We start from the raw sequence: 17465 nt of genomic DNA on the forward strand, positions 1-17465 counted from the left end.
CGCAGACGCACCGCTTCTTCCACCGCGATCTCATCGAAGGGATTCATCGACATCTTCACGTTCGCGATATCGACGCCGCTTCCGTCCGACTTCACGCGAACCTTGACGTTGTAGTCGACCACTCTTTTCACTGGCACCAGGATTTTCATGCACACGCTCCAAAGTTACGATTACGTCAACCCAGCGTCTCATTATACGAGCGACGCCTGCCCTCCGATCCACCGAATGGTCGAGAGCGGCCGCCGGGTTGCCGATCAATCAGCATGGTCCGAATATTATCGAACGATCGTGCTATTTTAAATAGAAAGAAACCCGAAGTGCAAATCGACCTGCGTCCGGGCGTCTTACCACGCCGCGATCACGGCGCCCGCGTATTTGCCCTCGATATACTGCTTCACTTCCGCCGAGTGATACGCGGCGAGGAGCTTCGCGACCCACGGCTTGTCCTTGTCAGCGGCGCGAATCGCGATGATGTTCGAGTACGGTCCCTTCGGATCTTCGATCGCGATCGCGTCCGACTTCGGCTTCAGACCCGCTTCCATTGCGAAGTTCGTGTTGATCGCGGCGGCATCGACGTCGTTAAGTGAGCGCGGAATCTGCGCCGCGTCGAGTTCGACGATCTTCAGCTTCTTCGGGTTGTCCACGACGTCGAGCGGCGTCGCCTTCAGGCCCGCATCCGCGCGCAATTTCAGCAGGCCTTGTTTTTGCAGCAGCAACAACGCGCGGCCGCCGTTGGTCGGATCGTTCGGCACCGCGATGCGCGCGCCCGGTTTCAGTTCGGCGAGCGACTTGATCTTCTTCGAATAGATGCCCATCGGGAACGTGACGGTGTCGGCGAGCTTGATCAGCTTGTAGCCGCGGTCCTTCACCTGCGCATCGAGATACGGCGCGTGCTGGTAGCTGTTCGCGTCGAGGTCGCCGGCGGCGAGCGCGGCGTTCGGCTGCACGTAGTCGGAGAATTCGACGATCGTGATCTTCAGGCCGTTCTTCGCGGCGACCTGCTTCACGACTTCCATGATCTGCGCGTGCGGGCCGCCGGTGACGCCCACCTTGATGGCTTCATCGGCGTGAGCGACGCCCGCGAAGAGCGAGACGGCGGAAAGCGCGGCGGCAAACTTCAAAATGAATCGACGTTGCATGGTTTTTTTGATGAGTGAGTAAGCGTTATTTGTGACTGAGACGGCGCACGAGCCAGTCGCCGAACGACTGTACGAGTTGTACGAACACGATCAGGATCACGACGACCGTCAGCATCACTTCGGGCAAAAAGCGCTGATAACCGTAGCGGATGCCGAGATCGCCGAGACCGCCGCCGCCGATCGCGCCCGCCATCGCCGAATAGCCGACGAGCGACACGAACGTGATCGTCAGCCCGGCGACGACGCCCGGCAGCGATTCCGGCAGCAGCACCTTGAAGACGATCTGGCTCGTGGTCGCGCCCATTGCCTGCGCCGCTTCGATCAGCCCGCGATCGACTTCGCGCAGCGCGGTTTCGACGAGCCGCGCGATGAAGGGCGCGGCGGCGATGGTGAGCGGCACGACGGCAGCGGCCGTGCCGATCGACGACCCGACGACGAGCCGCGTGAACGGAATCACCGCGACGAGCAGGATGATGAACGGCGTCGAGCGCACCGCATTGACGACGCCGCCGAGCACGCGATTCACCGCGACGTTCTGCAACACGCCGTCGCGGTCGGTGAGATAGAGCAGCACGCCGAGCGGCAGCCCGACCGCGGCGCCGACGAGTCCCGAGATGCCCACCATCACGAGCGTTTCCCAGAACGACTGCACGAACATATCGAACATTTCACTCAACATGCGAAAGCTCCTCCACCACGACGCCCTGTTCACGCAAATACGTAATCGCCTCGGCGATCTTCACCGGCTGACCGCCCGCGAGCACCGCGAGCGAGCCGAACGCCTGCCCCTGGATCTCGTCGATCTGGCCGTGCAGGATGTTGAAATCGAGTTCGTAGCGGCGGATCGTCTCGGAGAGGATCGGCTGGTCGACGCCCGAGCCCGTGAACGCGAGACGCAGCAAGTGGCCGCTGCCCGTCCTGAGCCGCTCGGCGACGCGCGCCTTCATGGCGGGCGGCAGTTCGTGCGCGATGACGTCGCCGATCAGCGCGCGCGTGACTTCGTGATGCGGCTGCATGAACACATCGACGACCTTGCCCTCTTCGACCACGCGCCCCGCGTCGAGCACGGCGACGCGATCGCACACCTGCTTGATGACGTCCATCTGGTGCGTGATGAGTACGATCGTCAGGCCGAGTTCGCGGTTGATCTTGCGCAGCAGGTCGAGAATCGCGCGCGTGGTTTCGGGATCGAGCGCGGACGTGGCTTCGTCGGAGAGCAGCACCTTCGGCTTGCTCGCGAGCGCCCGCGCGATGCCGACGCGCTGCTTCTGCCCGCCGCTGATCTGCGCGGGATAGCGGTCGCGCTGCGTGGTCAGCCCGACAAGATCGAGGAGCGGCGCGACGGTCGCTTCGATCTCGGCGCGCTTCATGCCGGCGAGTTCGAGCGGCAGCGCGACGTTGTCGAACACCGTGCGCGACGAGAGCAGGTTGAAGTGCTGGAAGATCATGCCGATGTCGCGACGCGCGGCGCGCAACTCGGGCGGCGCGAGCGTGGTGAGATCGCGTCCGTCGACGATCACGCTGCCTTCGCTCGGCCGCGTGAGCAGGTTGATGGTGCGGACCAGTGTGCTTTTACCGGCGCCGCTGCGCCCGATGATGCCGAACACTTCGCCGGCGGGAATCGTCAGATTGACGTTGTGCAGCGCTTCGACCCAGCCCCGCGGTCCCGCGAACCGCTGCGACAGATTGCGTATTTCGATCATGTAAATACAAACGGCGGAGGCTCCGTGCGGATGTCGCGGGAGCCGGCCGCCGTGGAAAGTTCTTAGTGTCAATCCCAAATTTTACCGCACCCGCCTCATTCGGTTTAATAATGAATTTTGCGTGCGTCATAACTCGCGGACATTAAAGAACGGCTCGATTATCATCGCTTCATCTCAAAAATAGCCGGCATCCCATGAGCATTCCCGCGCGCAGCACCTATTCGACCAGCACGATCACCACGCGTCAGGGCGTCGCACTGTTTCTGCATCGCTGGCAGCCGGCGACCGTCGACGGACGGCCGGTCGCGCGGATCGCGCTCGTGCACGGTCTTGCCGAACACGCGCGGCGTTACGACGCGTTCGCGTTGCGCCTGAACGCCGCGGGCATCGAACTGATCGCGGTGGATTTGCGCGGGCATGGGAAATCGTCGGGAGAACGGGCGTGGATCGAGCGATTCGACGACTATCTGCTCGACGCCGACGTGCTGGTCGAAGCCGCTGAAACCACGCCGCCCGCGAACGTGCCGCTCTTTCTGATGGGCCACAGCATGGGCGGCGCGGTCGCCGCGCTCTACGTGGCGGAGCGCGCGCAGAAGCGCAAGCTCGCGGGCCTGATCCTGTCGAGCGCCGCGCTCGAACCGGGCCACGACGTGCCGCGCTGGAAACTGGCAATGGGCCGGCTCGTCAGCCGGTTGGCGCCGCGCGCTCCGGCGCTAACCATCGATCCCGCGCTGTTGTCGCGCGCGCCCGGTGTGGTGGAGGCGAACCGGCGCGATCCGCTCGTGCATCATGGTGCGATTCCCGCGCGCACCGGCGCGCAAATCGTCGCGGCGATGGCGCGCATCGCGGCGAAGCGCGCGTCGATCACGCTGCCGGTGCTGATCTTCCACGGCACCGCCGACAAGCTCACGGAACCCGCCGGCAGCCGCACGTTCGACGCGAACGTCGGCTCGACCGACAGCATGCTCTTCATGTTCGACGGCAGTTATCACGAGACGCTGAACGATCTCGATCGCGACCGCGTGATCCGCGAGCTCGTCGAGTGGACGCTCGTGCGCGCCGATCTGGCGCGCGCGAGGATGTGAAAATACGGCTAGATGCCCGCCAGCGCCCGCACATGCGCGACGACGCTGCGCCCGAGCGCCGACAGGTTGTACCCGCCTTCCAGCGAACTCACGATGCGCCCTTTCGCGTGCTTGTCCGCGACCGCGCGAATCTGCTCGGTGAGCCAGGTGTAGTCGTCCTCGACGAGGCCCATGTTGCCGAGATCGTCTTCGCGATGCGCGTCGAACCCCGCCGACACGAAGATCATCTCCGGCTTGAACGCGTCGAGTCGCGGCAGCCACAGCATGTCGACCGCCTCGCGCACCGCCATGCCCTTGGTGTACGCGGGCATCGGCACGTTCACCATGTTCGGCGCATGACTGTCGGCGCCGGTGTACGGATAAAACGGATGCTGGAAGAAGCTGCACATCAGCACGCGCGGGTCGCCGGAAAAAGCGGCTTCCGTGCCGTTGCCGTGATGCACGTCGAAATCGATGATCGCGACGCGCTGCAAACCGTGCACTTCCAGCGCGTGGCGCGCAGCGACGGCGATGTTGTTGAAGAAGCAGAAGCCCATCGCGCGGGCCGGCTCGGCGTGATGTCCCGGCGGACGCACACTGCAGAACGCGTTGTCGAAACGGCCTTCGATCACGGCATCCGTCGCCGCGATCGCCGCGCCCGCCGCGCGCAACGCCGCCTGGTAGGAACGCGGACACATCGTCGTGTCGGGATCGATCTCGGCGCGCCCTTCGAGCGGCTGCCGATGCTTGATGAAGTCGATATGCGCCTGCGTGTGCACGCGCGCGAGTTCGGCTTCGTCGGCGAGCGGCGCGTCTTCGCGCTCGATCAGCGCATCGATGCGGCTCGCGATCAGTTGATCTTCGATCGCCTGCAGACGGCCCGGGCATTCGGGATGCCACGCGCCCATGTCGTGGAGGAGGCAGTCGGGGTGGGAATAGAAGCCGGTCGCCATGGTCGTTCTCGGCGGCCCGCGTGGCGCCGGGTCCGCGTGTCTCGTGTCTTTTCGTCATACGCGCGACCACATGCCGCGCGATTGACGTTAAGTTACCACACCCCTCGAGCGCGCCGTTCATCGCCATGCGCGGCAGGCTTCTTGCGGTTCCCGGCAAGGAGGCGTCGGTTATACTGCCCCGACTGTCGGACGCACTGCCACACATCGTTACAACAACGCACACCATGACCTTCAAGTTTGCCCCGCTTGCTCTGCCGGACGCGTTCAGGCCTCGTTCCTTCGCTTCCGTCGTTTCCAGGGCTGTCGTCGTTTTTGCGCTCGGCGGTCTCGTCGCCGCGAATGCGTTCGCGCAATCGCAGCCGCAAACCCCGACGCAGCAAGGGCAGGTCTTCGAGGAAGAAATCGTTCCGCAGCGCTACGCGAACAACCGCAATGTCGATGCGTTCATCAACGACATGGTCGCCCGCTACGATTTCGATTCGAGCGCGCTGCACGATCTCTTCAACCGGGTCAGCTATTCGGCGACGGCGGTCAAGCTCGTCCTCCCCGCGCCGACCCCTTCGGTCAAAAACTGGCGCGCGTATCAGTCGCGCTTCATCGAGCCGGTGCGCATCAACGCCGGAGTGAAATTCTGGCGCACCAATCAGGCGACCTTGCAGCGCGCGTCCGAGCAATACGGCGTGCCGCCGGAGGTGATCGTCGGGATCATCGGCGTGGAGACGATCTACGGCCGCTACATGGGCAACTTCCGCGCGCTCGACGCGCTCACGACGCTCACCTTCGACTACCCGAACACGCCGAACCGCGCGGAGCGGCAGGCGACGTTCCGCAAGAATCTCGAAGACCTGCTCGTATGGACGCGCGATGCGCAGATCGATCCGACCACCGTGCTCGGCTCGTACACCGGCGCGATCGGGATTCCGCAGTTTCTGCCGAGCAGCATCGTCCAGTACGCAGTGGATTACGACGGCAACAGCCGCATCGACTTGCGCACGAGCCAGGCCGATGCGATCGGGAGCGTCGCGAACTATCTGAACAAGCACGGCTGGGAAGCGGGCCGTCCGGTCGTGTGGCGCATCGCCGGCGACGAAGGCAGCCAGGGCATCGCGCAGGCCGGCGCCGACGGTCAGCCGGAACCGCGCTGGTCGCTCGCGCAACTGCTCAAGGCGGGCATGCTGCTCAACGAGCCGGGACTGAATGTCGCGGCGGAAGCCGCTACGCCGGTGACGGTCGTCGATTTGCCGACGCCCGGCCGTCCCACCGAATACACGCTCGGCACGCGCAATTTCTATGCGCTCACGCGCTACAACCGCAGCTTCTTCTACGCGCTCGCGGTTTATCAGCTGGGCGAAGCTGTGAAGGCGCGGATTGCAGCAGGCGACACCGGCACGGCGGTGCAATGAGGCATCGGCACTCGCCATGAGCGCCTGAAAACAAAAGGCCGTTCCGACCCAGTCGGAACGGCCTTTTGCATGGTGCGCCTGAAATCGGGCTCAGGCGGGAAATACGCCCGTCGACAGATAGCGGTCGCCCCGGTCGCAGACGATGAACACGATGGTCGCGTTCTCCACCTGGCGCGCGATGCGCAGCGCGACTTCGCACGCACCGCCCGACGATATGCCGCTGAAAATGCCTTCGACCGAGGCCATCCTGCGCGCCATCGCTTCCGATGCGGCCTGGCTCACGTTCTCCACGCGGTCGACGCGGCTGCGGTCGAAAATTTTCGGCAGATAGGCTTCCGGCCATTTGCGGATGCCCGGAATGCGCGAGCCCTCTTCCGGCTGCGCACCGATGATCTCGATCTTCTCGTTCTTTTCCTTCAGGAATTGCGACACGCCCATGATCGTGCCGGTGGTGCCCATCGCCGAGACGAAGTGCGTGATGCGCCCTTCGGTCTGGCGCCACAGTTCGGGGCCGGTTGCTTCGTAGTGCGCAAGCGGATTGTCCGGATTGGCGAACTGATCGAGGATGATGCCGCGGCCTTCGCGCTGCATCTGCTCGGCGAGATCGCGTGCGTATTCCATGCCGCCCGTGACAGGCGTGAGCACGATCTGCGCGCCGTAGGCCGACATGCTCTGGCGCCGCTCGACCGACAGGTCTTCCGGCATCAGCAGCAGCATCTTGTAGCCGCGCACGGCCGCGGCCATTGCGAGCGCGATGCCCGTGTTGCCGCTCGTCGCTTCGATCAGCGTGTCGCCGGGTTTGATGCGGCCGCGCTCTTCCGCCTTCTTGATCATCGAGAGCGCCGGGCGGTCCTTCACCGAGCCCGCCGGATTGTTGCCTTCCAGCTTGGCGAGAACCACGTTGTTGCGGCTGCGAATGTCGTCGTCGACGAGGCGGACGAGCTGCACGAGCGGCGTGTTGCCGATCGTGTCTTCGATTGTCATGTAAGCCATAAGCGGAGCGTTCGTACGAGGCGGGGAATCCAACGATTGTAGCCCACCGGTCATTTCGACGCCGACCGCCCCTATCGGCTTCAGGGATTGCGGATCAGGCCACCGCGAACAGCAAAGCGACAAAAAGCGGCGCACGAGCCGACCGGCGCGTCGGCAGCGTGCGCCGCGCCCCTTCTACTTCTTCACGACGACGGGTTGTCCCGCCGCGCTCGCCGTGAAGGCAGCCGAGCCCGGACGGGCAGCGGCGGCCGTCTTGCTGGCCGGCCCGATCGTGAGACCCTCGGCCTGCAGGCGTTCGACCGTCTTGCCGCCCATGCCCTTCACGCGCTTGCCGAGTTCGGCGGCGTCCTTGAACGGGCCGTGCGCTTGGCGTTCGTCGAGAATGGCTTTGGCTTTTGCCGGTCCGATGCCCTTGATGCCGCGCAAGGCGTCGGTGTTGGCGGTGTTGACGTCGACGGCCGCGAATACGGAACCGACCGCCATGGCGAGCGCGAACGCTGCGATTACTTTCTTGATCATCTGAGTCTCCCTTGAGAACCGTGAGGAACCGGTCAGCGTCGCTCGCTGACCGTGAGACCCAGTTTAAAAAAACGAACCGTGCTTTTATAGCTGGCCGAATAGCCAACGCACGTAGCGATCGACGCCTTCCTGCACGCTCAGAAACGGCGCGTCGTAGCCGGCTGCGCGCAGCTTCGACTGGTCGGCCTGCGTGAAGCACTGATACTTGCCGCGCAGCGCGTCGGGAAACGCAATGTACTCGATCAGCCCACGCTGCACGAGTTCCGCGAGCGACAGCGACGCCTCGCCGTCCATCGCACGCAGCGAGTTCACCACGGTCGATGCGATGTCGTTGAACGGCTGCGCGCGCCCCGTGCCGAGGTTGAAGATGCCCGACTTTTCCGGATGATCGAAGAAGAAGAGATTGACCTTCACCACGTCTTCGACCGAGACGAAATCGCGCGTCTGCTCGCCCGCCGCGTAACCGTTGTATTCGCCGAAGAGCTTGACGCGCCCTTCCGCGCGGAACTGGTTGAAGTTGTGAAACGCCACCGACGCCATGCGCGCCTTGTGCGTCTCGCGCGGCCCGTACACGTTGAAATAGCGAAAGCCGACGATCTGCGTGTTCGCTTGGGGCAATGTCTGGCGCACGATCTGGTCGAAGAGGAATTTCGAATAGCCGTAGACGTTCAGCGGCTTCTCGAACTCGCGTTCCTCGACGAACTGGCTCGATCCGCCATACGTCGCCGCCGACGACGCGTACAGGAACTGCACGTCCTGCTTCATGCACGCGTCCATCACGTCGCGGCTGTAGCGGAAGTTGTTGTCCATCATGTAGCGGCCGTCGGTTTCCATCGTGTCCGAACAGGCGCCTTCATGGAACACCGCGCGCACACGGCCGAAATCGCCGCGCTTGAACCGCTCGACGAACTCGGTCTTGTCGAGGTAGTCGTCGATCTCGCAATCGACGAGATTCTTGAACTTGTCCGCGCGCGTGAGGTTGTCGACCGCGATCACGCGTTGTTCGCCGCGATCGTTGAGCGCCTTCACGAGGTTGCTGCCGATGAACCCGGCCGCGCCGGTGACGATGATGGTCATGATGATCTCAAGCGAAAAGTTCGTTGTAGTCGACAGTCGCCGTGCCCAGCTTGCCCACGACGATGCCCGCCGCCCGGTTCGCGTAGGCGATCGAGTCGATCAGCGGCACGCCCGCGCCAAGCATGGTCGCGACCGTCGCGATGACGGTGTCGCCCGCGCCGGACACGTCGTAGACTTCGCGCGCGTCGGCCTGCGTGTGCACGACGCGATCGTTCGTGAAGAGCGTCATGCCTTCCTCCGAGCGCGTGAGCAGCAGCGCGTCGAATTCGAGTTCGCGGCGCAGCTTCGCGACGCGCTCATGAAGATCCTCCTCCGACTTCCAGTGCCCGATCACTTCGCGCAATTCCGCGCGGTTCGGCGTGATGAGCGTGGCGCCGCGATAGCGGTCCCAGTCGTCGCCCTTCGGATCGACGAGCACCGGCTTGCCCGCGCGCTTCGCGTCCGCGATCATCTGCGTGACGTGCGTCAGGCCGCCCTTCGCGTAGTCCGACATCAGGATGACGTCGTGCTGCGGCAAAAGATCGCCGAAGCGCGCGAGGCACGCGCGCAGCACTTCGTGCGTCGGCGAGTTCTCGAAATCGACGCGCAGCAACTGCTGCTGGCGCGACAGCACCCGCAGCTTGATCGTCGTGAGCAGTTCGGGATCGCGTTCGAGATACGCCGCGACCTTGCTCTCGCCAAGCAGTTCGACCACGCGCTCGCCCGGCTCGTCGTGCCCGACGACGCACAGCAGTCCCGCCTGCGCGCCGAGCGCCGCCGCGTTGCGCGCGACGTTCGCCGCGCCGCCGAGACGGTCTTCCTTCTTCTGCACGTGCACGACCGGCACGGGCGCTTCCGGCGAGATGCGGTCGACGTTGCCGAACCAGTAGCGGTCGAGCATCACATCGCCGACGACCAGCACACGCGCCGCCGAGATGCGTGCGCGCGGCACCACCGGAATGGGTGCCTGCTTGCCTGACTGTTCGGGCTTCTGATCAGGCGCCGGCGAGTTCGACATGGGGACGTCCTATTGCGTAATAGTCGATGCCGAGTTCGGCCATCGCCTCGGGTTCGTACAGGTTGCGGCCATCGAAGACGACCGGCATTTTCAGCTCGCTCTTCAGATGCGCGAAGTCCGGGCTCTTGAATTCCTTCCACTCGGTGACGATCACGAGCGCGTCGGCGCCGGGCAGCGCTTCCTTCTGCGAGCTCACGAACCAGAGGCGGTTCAGGTCGTCCGGACGGCCGGCGAGATCGAGCGCGAACACGCGCTGCGCTTCGTCGAGCGCCACCGGATCGTAGGCGCGCACGGTCGCGCCGCGCGAGAGCAGCGAATCGATCAGACGCCGGCTCGACGCCTCGCGCATGTCGTCCGTGTTCGGCTTGAACGCGAGGCCCCACACGGCGAACGTGCGCCCGCGGAGGTCTTCGCCCATGCGCTTCGTGATCTTGTTCACGAGCACTTCCTTCTGCGCGTCGTTCACTTCCTCGACCGATTCGAGAATGCGCAACCGATGGCCGTTCTCACGCGCCGTCTGCACGAGCGCCTGCACGTCCTTCGGGAAGCACGAGCCGCCGTAGCCGCAGCCCGCATAGAGAAAGTGATAGCCGATGCGCGGATCCGAACCGATTCCCCGACGCACCGCTTCGATGTCCGCGCCGACGGTGTCCGCCAAATTCGACAGGTCGTTCATGAACGAGATGCGCGTCGCGAGCATCGCGTTGGCCGCGTACTTTGTGAACTCGGCCGAGCGCACGTCCATGTACAGCGTGCGTTCGTGGTTGCGGTTGAACGGCGCGTAGAGCCGCTTCATCTTGTCGCGCGCAATGCTGCCGGCTTCGTCGTCGTCGAGACCGATCACGATCCGGTCCGGGCGCATGAAATCGTCGACCGCGGCGCCTTCCTTCAGGAACTCCGGATTCGATACGACGGAAAAGCCGTGCTCGTCCGACGTATCGAGCCCCCGCGCCTTCAGTTCTTCCGCGACGACCTTGCGCACCTGAAGCGCCGTGCCGACCGGCACCGTCGACTTGTCGACGATCACCTTGAAGCCGTTCGAATGGCGGCCGATATTGCGCGCCGCCGCGAGCACGTATTGCAGGTCGGCGGAACCGTCTTCGTCGGGCGGCGTGCCGACCGCGATGAACTGGATTTCACCGTGCTTCACGCTCGCCTCGACGTCCGTCGAGAACTGGATGCGGCCGGCCGCGCGCGTGCGCTTGAGCATTTCCAGCAAGCCCGGTTCGTGGATCGGCACGCCGCCGTTGTTGAGGATCTCGATCTTGCGGGGATCGACGTCGACGCAAAACACGTCGTGGCCGATTTCAGCAAGGCACGCGCCGGTCACCAGACCGACGTAACCCGTGCCGACGATGGTAATTTTCATACGCGTTCCCGTTGTCTGAGGTTGCCGGCAGGCACGCGAACGGGGGATGGCCCGAGCGCCTCATACCGGCGGGCTTGCCGCTCGCGCTGTCAGGCCGACGCCGTGATCGGCTCGACGCGGCGCGGCGCATACGTTTCCCAGCCGCTGCAGCCGGGACATTGCCAGTAGAAAAGACGTGCGCGGAAACCACAAGTTTGACACGTATAACGCGGCAGGTTCTTGGTGCGCTGCTTGACGAGCGTGCGCATCAGTTGCAGTTCGCCGCGACGCGGCTCTTCCGCGACCGCTTCCTGCGCTTCGAGCAGACGCGTCATGCCCGCGAGATTCGGCGAGCTTTGCATCTGCTTGCGCGCGAGCGTGTGCGCGGCGTCGAGGCCGCGCAGTGCCTCGACGTGCTTGAACGCGACGTCGAGCAGGTCGTTCGACGGATAGCGGTTCACATAGTCGGTCAGCAGATCGACGCCTTCTTCCGCGCGATCGAGCGCGCTGTACGCGTTCATCAATTTCTCGGCGACGAGCGGCAGATAAGCCGCATTCTGCTCCTCGACGCGCTTCCAGCACGCAATCGCGCCGACGAGATTGCCGGCCGCCGCATCGACGTCGCCCGCGAGGATGGTCGCGCGCACGTTGTCCGGGTTCGCGTCGAGCGCCAGTTTCAGCTCGGCGCGCGCGTCGTCGGGGTTTTTGCGCTGCAGCGCTTCCTGCGCGAGTTCGCAGTGAAAATGCGCGATTTCCTTTGCGAGCGTCGGCGCGCCCATTTTCTCGATGCGCTCGGCCGTCACGATCGACTTCGGCCAGTCCTTCTCGATCTCGTAGATGGTCAGGAGCGCGCGCGGGGCGCCCAGCGCGTACTCGCCGGCTTCGAGCGAGCGGAACGTTTCCTCGGCGCGGTCGAGCAGGCCCGCTTTCAAAAAGTCCTGGCCGAGTTCGAAAAGCGCGTGATCGCGCTCGGCATCGGGCAGATCGGCGCGGCTCAGCAGGTTTTGATGCACCCGGATCGCGCGGTCGGTCTCGCCGCGCCGGCGAAACAGGTTGCCGAGCGCAAAGTGCAATTCGATGGTTTCCGGATCGAGCTTCGCGACTTCGATGAAGGCATCGATCGCCTTGTCGTGCTGTTCGTTGAGCAGAAAATTCAGGCCGCGGAAGTACGAGCGCGGCAGATTCGCGTTCTCGGACAGCAGCGTTTTCAGGTCATAGCGCGATGCCATCCAGCCGAGCGCAAATGCGACAGGAATGACAAGCAGCCACCAGAAGTCTAGATCCATGCGATGCGTTGAAGGTCGGTAAGGTCGGTGAGTCGGGTTTGGGGTGCCGGCGTGGCCGGCGGCGGCTCAGATGAGCGGCGGCATCGGCGGCTCTTCCACCGCGACCGGCTGCTCGCGCGCGATGCGCAGTTCGCGCTTCAGACGGCCGTTTTCCATGCGCAAGCGGAACATCGCGGGCAGCGCGGACACGAGCCCTGCCAGCAAGCCGACGACAAAAAATGCGAGGCCGATCAGGATCAGCGGCGCCTGCCACACATAGCCAGCGAGGAACTTGAGTTCCGCGGTCTGCGTGTTGGCGAGCGCCAGAACCAGCAGCAGCACGAAGACGAGAACACGGATCAGCCAGACAAAAAATTTCATGGAGACTCTCTCGACGGCGGTGGCGGACGGCATCGGTTTGACTGCGCGCGTGAATCCGCGCGAGCGACACCCGGGCCGAAAGTGACCGGTATTGTAATTGATGCGTATCCCCGGCAGTGCAACGGCTGACGGCCGGTAAGAGTGAAACGGCATCGCCTGCTGCAGCAAGAGTCGAACCCATGCGCGCCTGCGTTGGCGCACACGAAAGCGTCGGACGAAAAAAAAGCACCCCGTGGGGTGCTTTTTTCCGGTCATTGCCGTCTGGCGGGACACGGCGGCCTTCGATTCCGACGCCGATCAGAGATCGTCGTCTTCGTCATCGGACGCTTTCAGCGGCTCGCCTGCGCGGCCGTCGACGCGTTCGCGCAATTCCTTGCCCGGCTTGAAGTGCGGCACGAATTTCTCCGGCACCAGCACTTTTTCACCCGACTTCGGATTGCGCCCGACACGCGACGGACGACGATTGAGCCCGAAGCTGCCGAAGCCGCGAATTTCGATGCGGTGACCGTTAGCCAAAGCTTCCGACATCGCATCGAGCATCGTCTTCACCGCGAAATCCGCATCCTTGAGGACAAGTTGCGGAAATCGCGACGCCAGTTGGGCGACCAATTCCGATTTGGTCATACTGCAGCAGTACCGTTAAGGCTTAGCTGTTCTGGCCGTCGAGCTTGGCCTTGAGCAGCGCGCCGAGGTTGGTCGTGCCGGTAGCAGCGGCGTTCGAGTCCGATGCTGCCAGACCGCGCATCGCTTCCTGTTGCTCGGCCGAATCCTTGGCCTTGATCGACAGGTTGATGCCGCGCGACTTGCGGTCGATGTTGATGATCATCGCATTGACCTTGTCGCCTTCCTTCAGCACGTTGCGAGCGTCTTCCACGCGGTCTTGCGCGATTTCCGAAGCACGCAGGTAGCCTTCAACTTCGCCGGACAGCGTGATGACCGCGCCCTTCGGATCGACCGACTTCACGATGCCGTCGACGATTGCGCCCTTGTCGTTGATCGCGACGAAGTTGCTGAACGGATCGCCTTCGAGCTGCTTGATGCCGAGCGAAATGCGTTCCTTCTCGACGTCGATGCCCAGAACCACGGCTTCGACTTCGTCGCCCTTCTTGTACTTGCGCACGGCTTCTTCGCCGGTTTCCGACCACGACAGGTCCGAGAGGTGAACCAGACCGTCGATGCCGCCAGGCAGACCGATGAACACGCCGAAGTCGGTGATCGACTTGATGGCGCCGCTGATCTTGTCGCCCTTCTTGAAGTTGCGGCTGAAGTCATCCCACGGATTCGGCTTGCACTGCTTCATGCCGAGGCTGATACGGCGGCGGTCTTCGTCGATTTCGAGAACCATGACTTCGACTTCGTCGCCGAGCTGCACGACCTTCGACGGTGCAACGTTCTTGTTCGTCCAGTCCATTTCCGACACGTGAACCAGGCCTTCGATGCCCGATTCCACTTCGACGAATGCGCCGTAGTCGGTGATGTTCGTGACCTTGCCGAACAGGCGCGTGCCCGACGGGTAACGGCGGGAAATGCCTTCCCACGGATCGTCGCCGAGTTGCTTGATGCCGAGCGAGACGCGGTTCTTCTCTTGGTCGAACTTGAGGATCTTCGCGGTGACTTCCTGGCCGACCGACAGAACTTCGCTCGGGTGACGCACGCGGCGCCATGCGATGTCGGTGATGTGCAGCAGGCCGTCGATGCCGCCGAGGTCCACGAACGCGCCGTAGTCGGTGATGTTCTTGACCACGCCTTCCACGATCGCGCCTTCCTTCAGCGTCTCGAGCAGTTTCGCGCGCTCTTCGCCTTGCGTGGCTTCGATCACGGCGCGGCGCGACAGCACCACGTTGTTACGCTTGCGGTCGAGCTTGATGACGCGGAATTCGAGCGTCTTGCCTTCATACGGCGTCGTGTCCTTGACCGGACGCGTGTCGACGAGCGAACCCGGCAGGAACGCGCGGATGCCGTTGACCATGACGGTCATGCCGCCCTTGACCTTGCCCGTGATCGTGCCGGTCACGAGTTCGTTGTTGTCGAGCGCTTTTTCCAGCGACAGCCACGAAGCGAGGCGCTTCGCCTTGTCACGCGACAGGATGGTGTCGCCGTAACCGTTTTCCAGCGCGTCGATCGCGACGGAAACAAAGTCGCCCGCCTGCACTTCGACCTCGCCCGCGTCGTTCAGGAATTCTTCGAGCGGAATGTAGGCTTCGGACTTGAGACCAGCGTTGACGACCACGAAGTTGTGGTCGACGCGCACGACTTCAGCGGAGATCACTTCGCCGGCGCGCATGTCCTGCTTGGTCAGCGACTCTTCGAACAGAGCCGCGAAAGATTCGGTATTCGGGGTGGAGGTTTGCAGGTCGGACATAAAAATCGATAGTTGCCTGGCTATTTCGCGATGCCTGCCTGTCTGGCCGAGGGCCAAAAGGCAAAAAATGGCAAAAAAGGCGAACGCCACGCGGGGTTAAGGGGTTGAAACACGCTCCGTGTTTCTCACGGAGCACCTTGCGAACCGGCGATGCCTCGCCAGCCTTGCTGCTTTTTACCGCTTCTTTGCTGCCGCTTCTTTGCTGCTACTCGACGCTCACTTCGCTGAACCAGCCGATGATCTGCTCGACCGCCTGGTCGATGGATAAGCCGGATGTGTCCAGCGTCTTTGCGTCCGCTGCGGGCTTGAGTGGCGCGGCGGCGCGATTGCTGTCGCGCGCGTCTCGTTCACGCAAATCTCTCAGCAAGTTTTCCATATTAGCAGAAAAACCTTTTTGTATCAATTGCTTATACCGTCTGGCCGCGCGGGCTTCGACGCTCGCCGTCAGGAAGACCTTCAGGGTGGCATCCGGGAAGATGACCGTGCCCATGTCGCGGCCGTCCGCGACGAGGCCCGGAAGCTTGCGGAACGCCCGCTGGCGGGCAATCAGCGCGCGCCTGACCTCCGGGTGAACCGCGATCGCGGAAGCCCGGTTGCCGACTTCCTCGGCGCGGATTTCCGCCGATACGTCCACGCCGTCGAGTTGCGCGCAACCTTCGCGAAACGTGATGTGGAGCGCGTCGACGAGTTTTGCAAGGGCGTCGGCGTCGCCCGCATCGATGCGGTAGCGCAGGCTCGCGAGCGCGGTCAGGCGGTAGAGCGCGCCGCTGTCGAGCAGGTGGAAACCGAGCGTCGCGGCGACCAGCGCGGCGACCGTGCCCTTGCCCGATGCCGTCGGCCCGTCGATGGTGATGACCGGGGTCTGATGAAAGGGACGGGTCGGTTTCATTGAATGAGGGTGCGCAAACGCGTTGTTACAGTCATGTCGTTCGGGTGGTTCAGGGTTTTGCGAGCGTCGCGAAGCGGTCGAAATAGTCGGGAAAAGTCTTGCCGACGCACTTCGGGTCGTTGATGCGCACCGGCACGCCGCCGAGCGCGACGAGCGAAAAGCACATCGCCATGCGGTGGTCGTCGTAGGTGTCGATCGCGGCGTTGGGCGTGCGCGCTTCGGCGGGCGGCGTGACGATCAGGTAATCCACGCCCTCTTCCACCGTCGCGCCGACCTTGCGCAATTCGGTCGCCATCGCGGCGATGCGGTCGGTTTCCTTCACGCGCCAGCTCGCGATGTTGCGCAGCGTCGTCGGGCCGTCGGCGAAAAGTGCGGCGACCGCGATCGTCATCGCGGCGTCGGGGATCAGGTTGAAATCCATGTCGATGGCCGCGAGCCGCCCGTCGTCCGATTCGACTCCGCGCACCTCGATCCAGTCGTCGCCCATCATCACGTTCGCGCCCATGCGGATCAGCGCGTCGGCGAAACCGACGTCGCCCTGGATGCTCGCGCGTCCGACGCCCTCCACGCGCACCGGACCGCCGCCGATCGCGCCCGCCGCCAGAAAATACGACGCCGACGATGCATCGCCTTCCACCATGATCGTGCCCGGCGACCGGTACTGCGCGCCCGCCGGCACGGTGAAGCGCGCCCAGCCGTCGCGCTCTACCGTAACGCCGAAGCGTTCCATCAGCCGGATCGTGATGTCGATGTACGGCTTCGAGATCAGTTCGCCTTCGACTTCGACGTGAATCGCGCCGCCCGGCGACTTCACAAGCGGCAAGGTCATCAGAAGCGCCGTGAGGAACTGGCTCGACACGTCGCCGCGCACGCGGATCGGCTTGTCGACGGCAATCTGCGCCGGGTGAATCTTGAGCGGCGGAAAGCCGTCGTTCAGTTCGTAGTCGATGCGCGCGCCGATTTGCCGCAGACCGTCGACGAGATCGCCGATCGGCCGCTCGTGCATGCGCGGCACGCCGTGCACGCGATATTCGCCGCCGTTGACCGCGAGCGCGGCCGTCAGCGGGCGCACCGCCGTGCCCGCGTTGCCGAGAAAGAGTTCGGCCGTCTTGACCGGAAACGCGCCGCCGGTGCCCGTCACGATGCAGCGCTCGCCGTCGTTCCGGACAGTCACGCCGAGCGCGGCCAGCGCGGCGAGCATCACGCGGGTGTCGTCGGAGTCGAGCAGGTTCGTGATCGTGGTGTCGCCCGCGCCCAGCGCGGCCAGCAGCAGCACGCGGTTCGAAATGCTCTTCGAGCCGGGCAGCCGGACCGTGCCGGACGCACGTGAGAAAGGTCCGAGATCGAGATATTCCATGATTAAGTCCTTAAT

17 protein-coding genes are annotated in these 17465 nt (G+C 63.9%); 2 read left to right on the forward strand and 15 right to left on the reverse strand.

From position 1 onward, the window contains the following. Window positions 1-344: 344 nt before the first annotated feature. Genes QCE48_RS10670 through QCE48_RS10680 form a run of 3 tightly spaced genes read right to left on the reverse strand, consistent with a single transcriptional unit; the run spans window position 345 to window position 2842 of the window. Window positions 345-1139 (reverse strand): MetQ/NlpA family ABC transporter substrate-binding protein, encoded by a 795-nt coding sequence (locus QCE48_RS10670; protein WP_309787872.1) that lies wholly within the window; start codon window positions 1137-1139, stop codon window positions 345-347. Between the two features lie 25 nt (window positions 1140-1164). Further along, window positions 1165-1818, reverse strand: coding sequence for a methionine ABC transporter permease (locus QCE48_RS10675; protein WP_087632671.1), 654 nt, complete (start codon window positions 1816-1818; stop codon window positions 1165-1167). Next, window positions 1808-2842: a methionine ABC transporter ATP-binding protein gene (locus QCE48_RS10680; RefSeq protein ID WP_116565620.1), complete on the reverse strand. Its 1035-nt coding sequence runs from the start codon at window positions 2840-2842 to the stop codon at window positions 1808-1810. The genes QCE48_RS10675 and QCE48_RS10680 overlap by 11 nt, the downstream gene beginning before the upstream one ends. Window positions 2843-3036: 194 nt before the next feature. Between QCE48_RS10680 and QCE48_RS10685 the strand changes: the two genes are divergently transcribed. Beyond that, the gene (locus tag QCE48_RS10685) at window positions 3037-3927 is read left to right on the forward strand and encodes an alpha/beta hydrolase (RefSeq protein WP_309787871.1); all 891 of its coding nucleotides are present in this window, start codon (window positions 3037-3039) and stop codon (window positions 3925-3927) included. Window positions 3928-3935: 8 nt separating this feature from the next. On the opposite strand, the gene QCE48_RS10690 is transcribed toward QCE48_RS10685, so the two are convergent. Beyond that, window positions 3936-4859: a histone deacetylase family protein gene (locus QCE48_RS10690; protein ID WP_309787870.1), complete on the reverse strand. Its 924-nt coding sequence runs from the start codon at window positions 4857-4859 to the stop codon at window positions 3936-3938. A 224-nt stretch (window positions 4860-5083) separates the two neighbouring features. Between QCE48_RS10690 and mltB the strand changes: the two genes are divergently transcribed. Further along, window positions 5084-6262 (forward strand): lytic murein transglycosylase B, encoded by a 1179-nt coding sequence (gene mltB, locus QCE48_RS10695; RefSeq protein ID WP_309787869.1) that lies wholly within the window; start codon window positions 5084-5086, stop codon window positions 6260-6262. Between the two features lie 90 nt (window positions 6263-6352). On the opposite strand, the gene cysM is transcribed toward mltB, so the two are convergent. The 11 genes from cysM to aroA form a co-directional block, all read right to left on the reverse strand. Then, window positions 6353-7255, reverse strand: a complete 903-nt coding sequence (cysM, locus tag QCE48_RS10700; RefSeq protein WP_309787868.1) for a cysteine synthase CysM — start codon at window positions 7253-7255, stop codon at window positions 6353-6355. A 174-nt stretch (window positions 7256-7429) separates the two neighbouring features. Further along, the gene (locus QCE48_RS10705) at window positions 7430-7774 is read right to left on the reverse strand and encodes a helix-hairpin-helix domain-containing protein (protein WP_309787867.1); all 345 of its coding nucleotides are present in this window, start codon (window positions 7772-7774) and stop codon (window positions 7430-7432) included. A gap of 84 nt (window positions 7775-7858) precedes the next feature. Then, complete coding sequence (gene rfaD, locus QCE48_RS10710; protein ID WP_309787866.1) at window positions 7859-8851, reverse strand: ADP-glyceromanno-heptose 6-epimerase; 993 nt, start codon at window positions 8849-8851, stop codon at window positions 7859-7861. Window positions 8852-8858: 7 nt separating this feature from the next. Further along, on the reverse strand, window positions 8859-9848 hold the full coding sequence (rfaE1, locus tag QCE48_RS10715; RefSeq protein ID WP_309787865.1) for a D-glycero-beta-D-manno-heptose-7-phosphate kinase: 990 nt from the start codon (window positions 9846-9848) through the stop codon (window positions 8859-8861). Beyond that, on the reverse strand, window positions 9826-11217 hold the full coding sequence (locus QCE48_RS10720) for a UDP-glucose/GDP-mannose dehydrogenase family protein (protein ID WP_309787864.1): 1392 nt from the start codon (window positions 11215-11217) through the stop codon (window positions 9826-9828). Before QCE48_RS10720 ends, rfaE1 begins: the two co-directional genes overlap by 23 nt. 89 nt (window positions 11218-11306) lie before the next feature. Further along, window positions 11307-12482: a lipopolysaccharide assembly protein LapB gene (gene lapB / locus QCE48_RS10725; protein ID WP_309794127.1), complete on the reverse strand. Its 1176-nt coding sequence runs from the start codon at window positions 12480-12482 to the stop codon at window positions 11307-11309. Between the two features lie 66 nt (window positions 12483-12548). Continuing rightward, a complete protein-coding gene (locus QCE48_RS10730; RefSeq protein ID WP_087632660.1) occupies window positions 12549-12842 on the reverse strand; it encodes a lipopolysaccharide assembly LapA domain-containing protein in 294 nt (97 codons plus the stop codon). A 297-nt stretch (window positions 12843-13139) separates the two neighbouring features. Then, a complete protein-coding gene (locus QCE48_RS10735) occupies window positions 13140-13466 on the reverse strand; it encodes an integration host factor subunit beta (RefSeq protein WP_087632659.1) in 327 nt (108 codons plus the stop codon). Between the two features lie 22 nt (window positions 13467-13488). Further along, entirely contained in the window at window positions 13489-15204 is a 1716-nt protein-coding gene (rpsA, locus tag QCE48_RS10740; RefSeq protein ID WP_309787862.1) for a 30S ribosomal protein S1, read from the reverse strand. 205 nt (window positions 15205-15409) lie between these two features. Beyond that, window positions 15410-16093, reverse strand: a complete 684-nt coding sequence (cmk, locus tag QCE48_RS10745) for a (d)CMP kinase (protein WP_309787861.1) — start codon at window positions 16091-16093, stop codon at window positions 15410-15412. A gap of 49 nt (window positions 16094-16142) precedes the next feature. Then, window positions 16143-17450, reverse strand: coding sequence for a 3-phosphoshikimate 1-carboxyvinyltransferase (gene aroA, locus QCE48_RS10750; protein ID WP_309787860.1), 1308 nt, complete (start codon window positions 17448-17450; stop codon window positions 16143-16145). Window positions 17451-17465: the final 15 nt, after the last annotated feature.

Source organism: Caballeronia sp. LZ024 (genome assembly GCF_031451455.1).
Classification (GTDB): domain Bacteria; phylum Pseudomonadota; class Gammaproteobacteria; order Burkholderiales; family Burkholderiaceae; genus Caballeronia; species Caballeronia telluris.

What these genes read in the sequence shown, in the direction of transcription:
- QCE48_RS10680 (WP_116565620.1), bottom strand. Translation starts at nt 2,842, where the DNA reads ATGATCGAAATACGCAATCTGTCGCAGCGGTTCGCGGGACCGCGGGGC.
- QCE48_RS10685 (WP_309787871.1), top strand. Translation starts at nt 3,037, where the DNA reads ATGAGCATTCCCGCGCGCAGCACCTATTCGACCAGCACGATCACCACG.
- aroA (WP_309787860.1), bottom strand. Translation starts at nt 17,450, where the DNA reads ATGGAATATCTCGATCTCGGACCTTTCTCACGTGCGTCCGGCACGGTC.
- rfaD (WP_309787866.1), bottom strand. Translation starts at nt 8,851, where the DNA reads ATGACCATCATCGTCACCGGCGCGGCCGGGTTCATCGGCAGCAACCTC.
- cmk (WP_309787861.1), bottom strand. Translation starts at nt 16,093, where the DNA reads ATGAAACCGACCCGTCCCTTTCATCAGACCCCGGTCATCACCATCGAC.
- QCE48_RS10705 (WP_309787867.1), bottom strand. Translation starts at nt 7,774, where the DNA reads ATGATCAAGAAAGTAATCGCAGCGTTCGCGCTCGCCATGGCGGTCGGT.
- QCE48_RS10720 (WP_309787864.1), bottom strand. Translation starts at nt 11,217, where the DNA reads ATGAAAATTACCATCGTCGGCACGGGTTACGTCGGTCTGGTGACCGGC.
- QCE48_RS10670 (WP_309787872.1), bottom strand. Translation starts at nt 1,139, where the DNA reads ATGCAACGTCGATTCATTTTGAAGTTTGCCGCCGCGCTTTCCGCCGTC.
- QCE48_RS10735 (WP_087632659.1), bottom strand. Translation starts at nt 13,466, where the DNA reads ATGACCAAATCGGAATTGGTCGCCCAACTGGCGTCGCGATTTCCGCAA.
- QCE48_RS10675 (WP_087632671.1), bottom strand. Translation starts at nt 1,818, where the DNA reads ATGTTGAGTGAAATGTTCGATATGTTCGTGCAGTCGTTCTGGGAAACG.
- mltB (WP_309787869.1), top strand. Translation starts at nt 5,084, where the DNA reads ATGACCTTCAAGTTTGCCCCGCTTGCTCTGCCGGACGCGTTCAGGCCT.
- rfaE1 (WP_309787865.1), bottom strand. Translation starts at nt 9,848, where the DNA reads ATGTCGAACTCGCCGGCGCCTGATCAGAAGCCCGAACAGTCAGGCAAG.
- QCE48_RS10690 (WP_309787870.1), bottom strand. Translation starts at nt 4,859, where the DNA reads ATGGCGACCGGCTTCTATTCCCACCCCGACTGCCTCCTCCACGACATG.
- cysM (WP_309787868.1), bottom strand. Translation starts at nt 7,255, where the DNA reads ATGGCTTACATGACAATCGAAGACACGATCGGCAACACGCCGCTCGTG.
- lapB (WP_309794127.1), bottom strand. Translation starts at nt 12,482, where the DNA reads ATGGATCTAGACTTCTGGTGGCTGCTTGTCATTCCTGTCGCATTTGCG.
- QCE48_RS10730 (WP_087632660.1), bottom strand. Translation starts at nt 12,842, where the DNA reads ATGAAATTTTTTGTCTGGCTGATCCGTGTTCTCGTCTTCGTGCTGCTG.
- rpsA (WP_309787862.1), bottom strand. Translation starts at nt 15,204, where the DNA reads ATGTCCGACCTGCAAACCTCCACCCCGAATACCGAATCTTTCGCGGCT.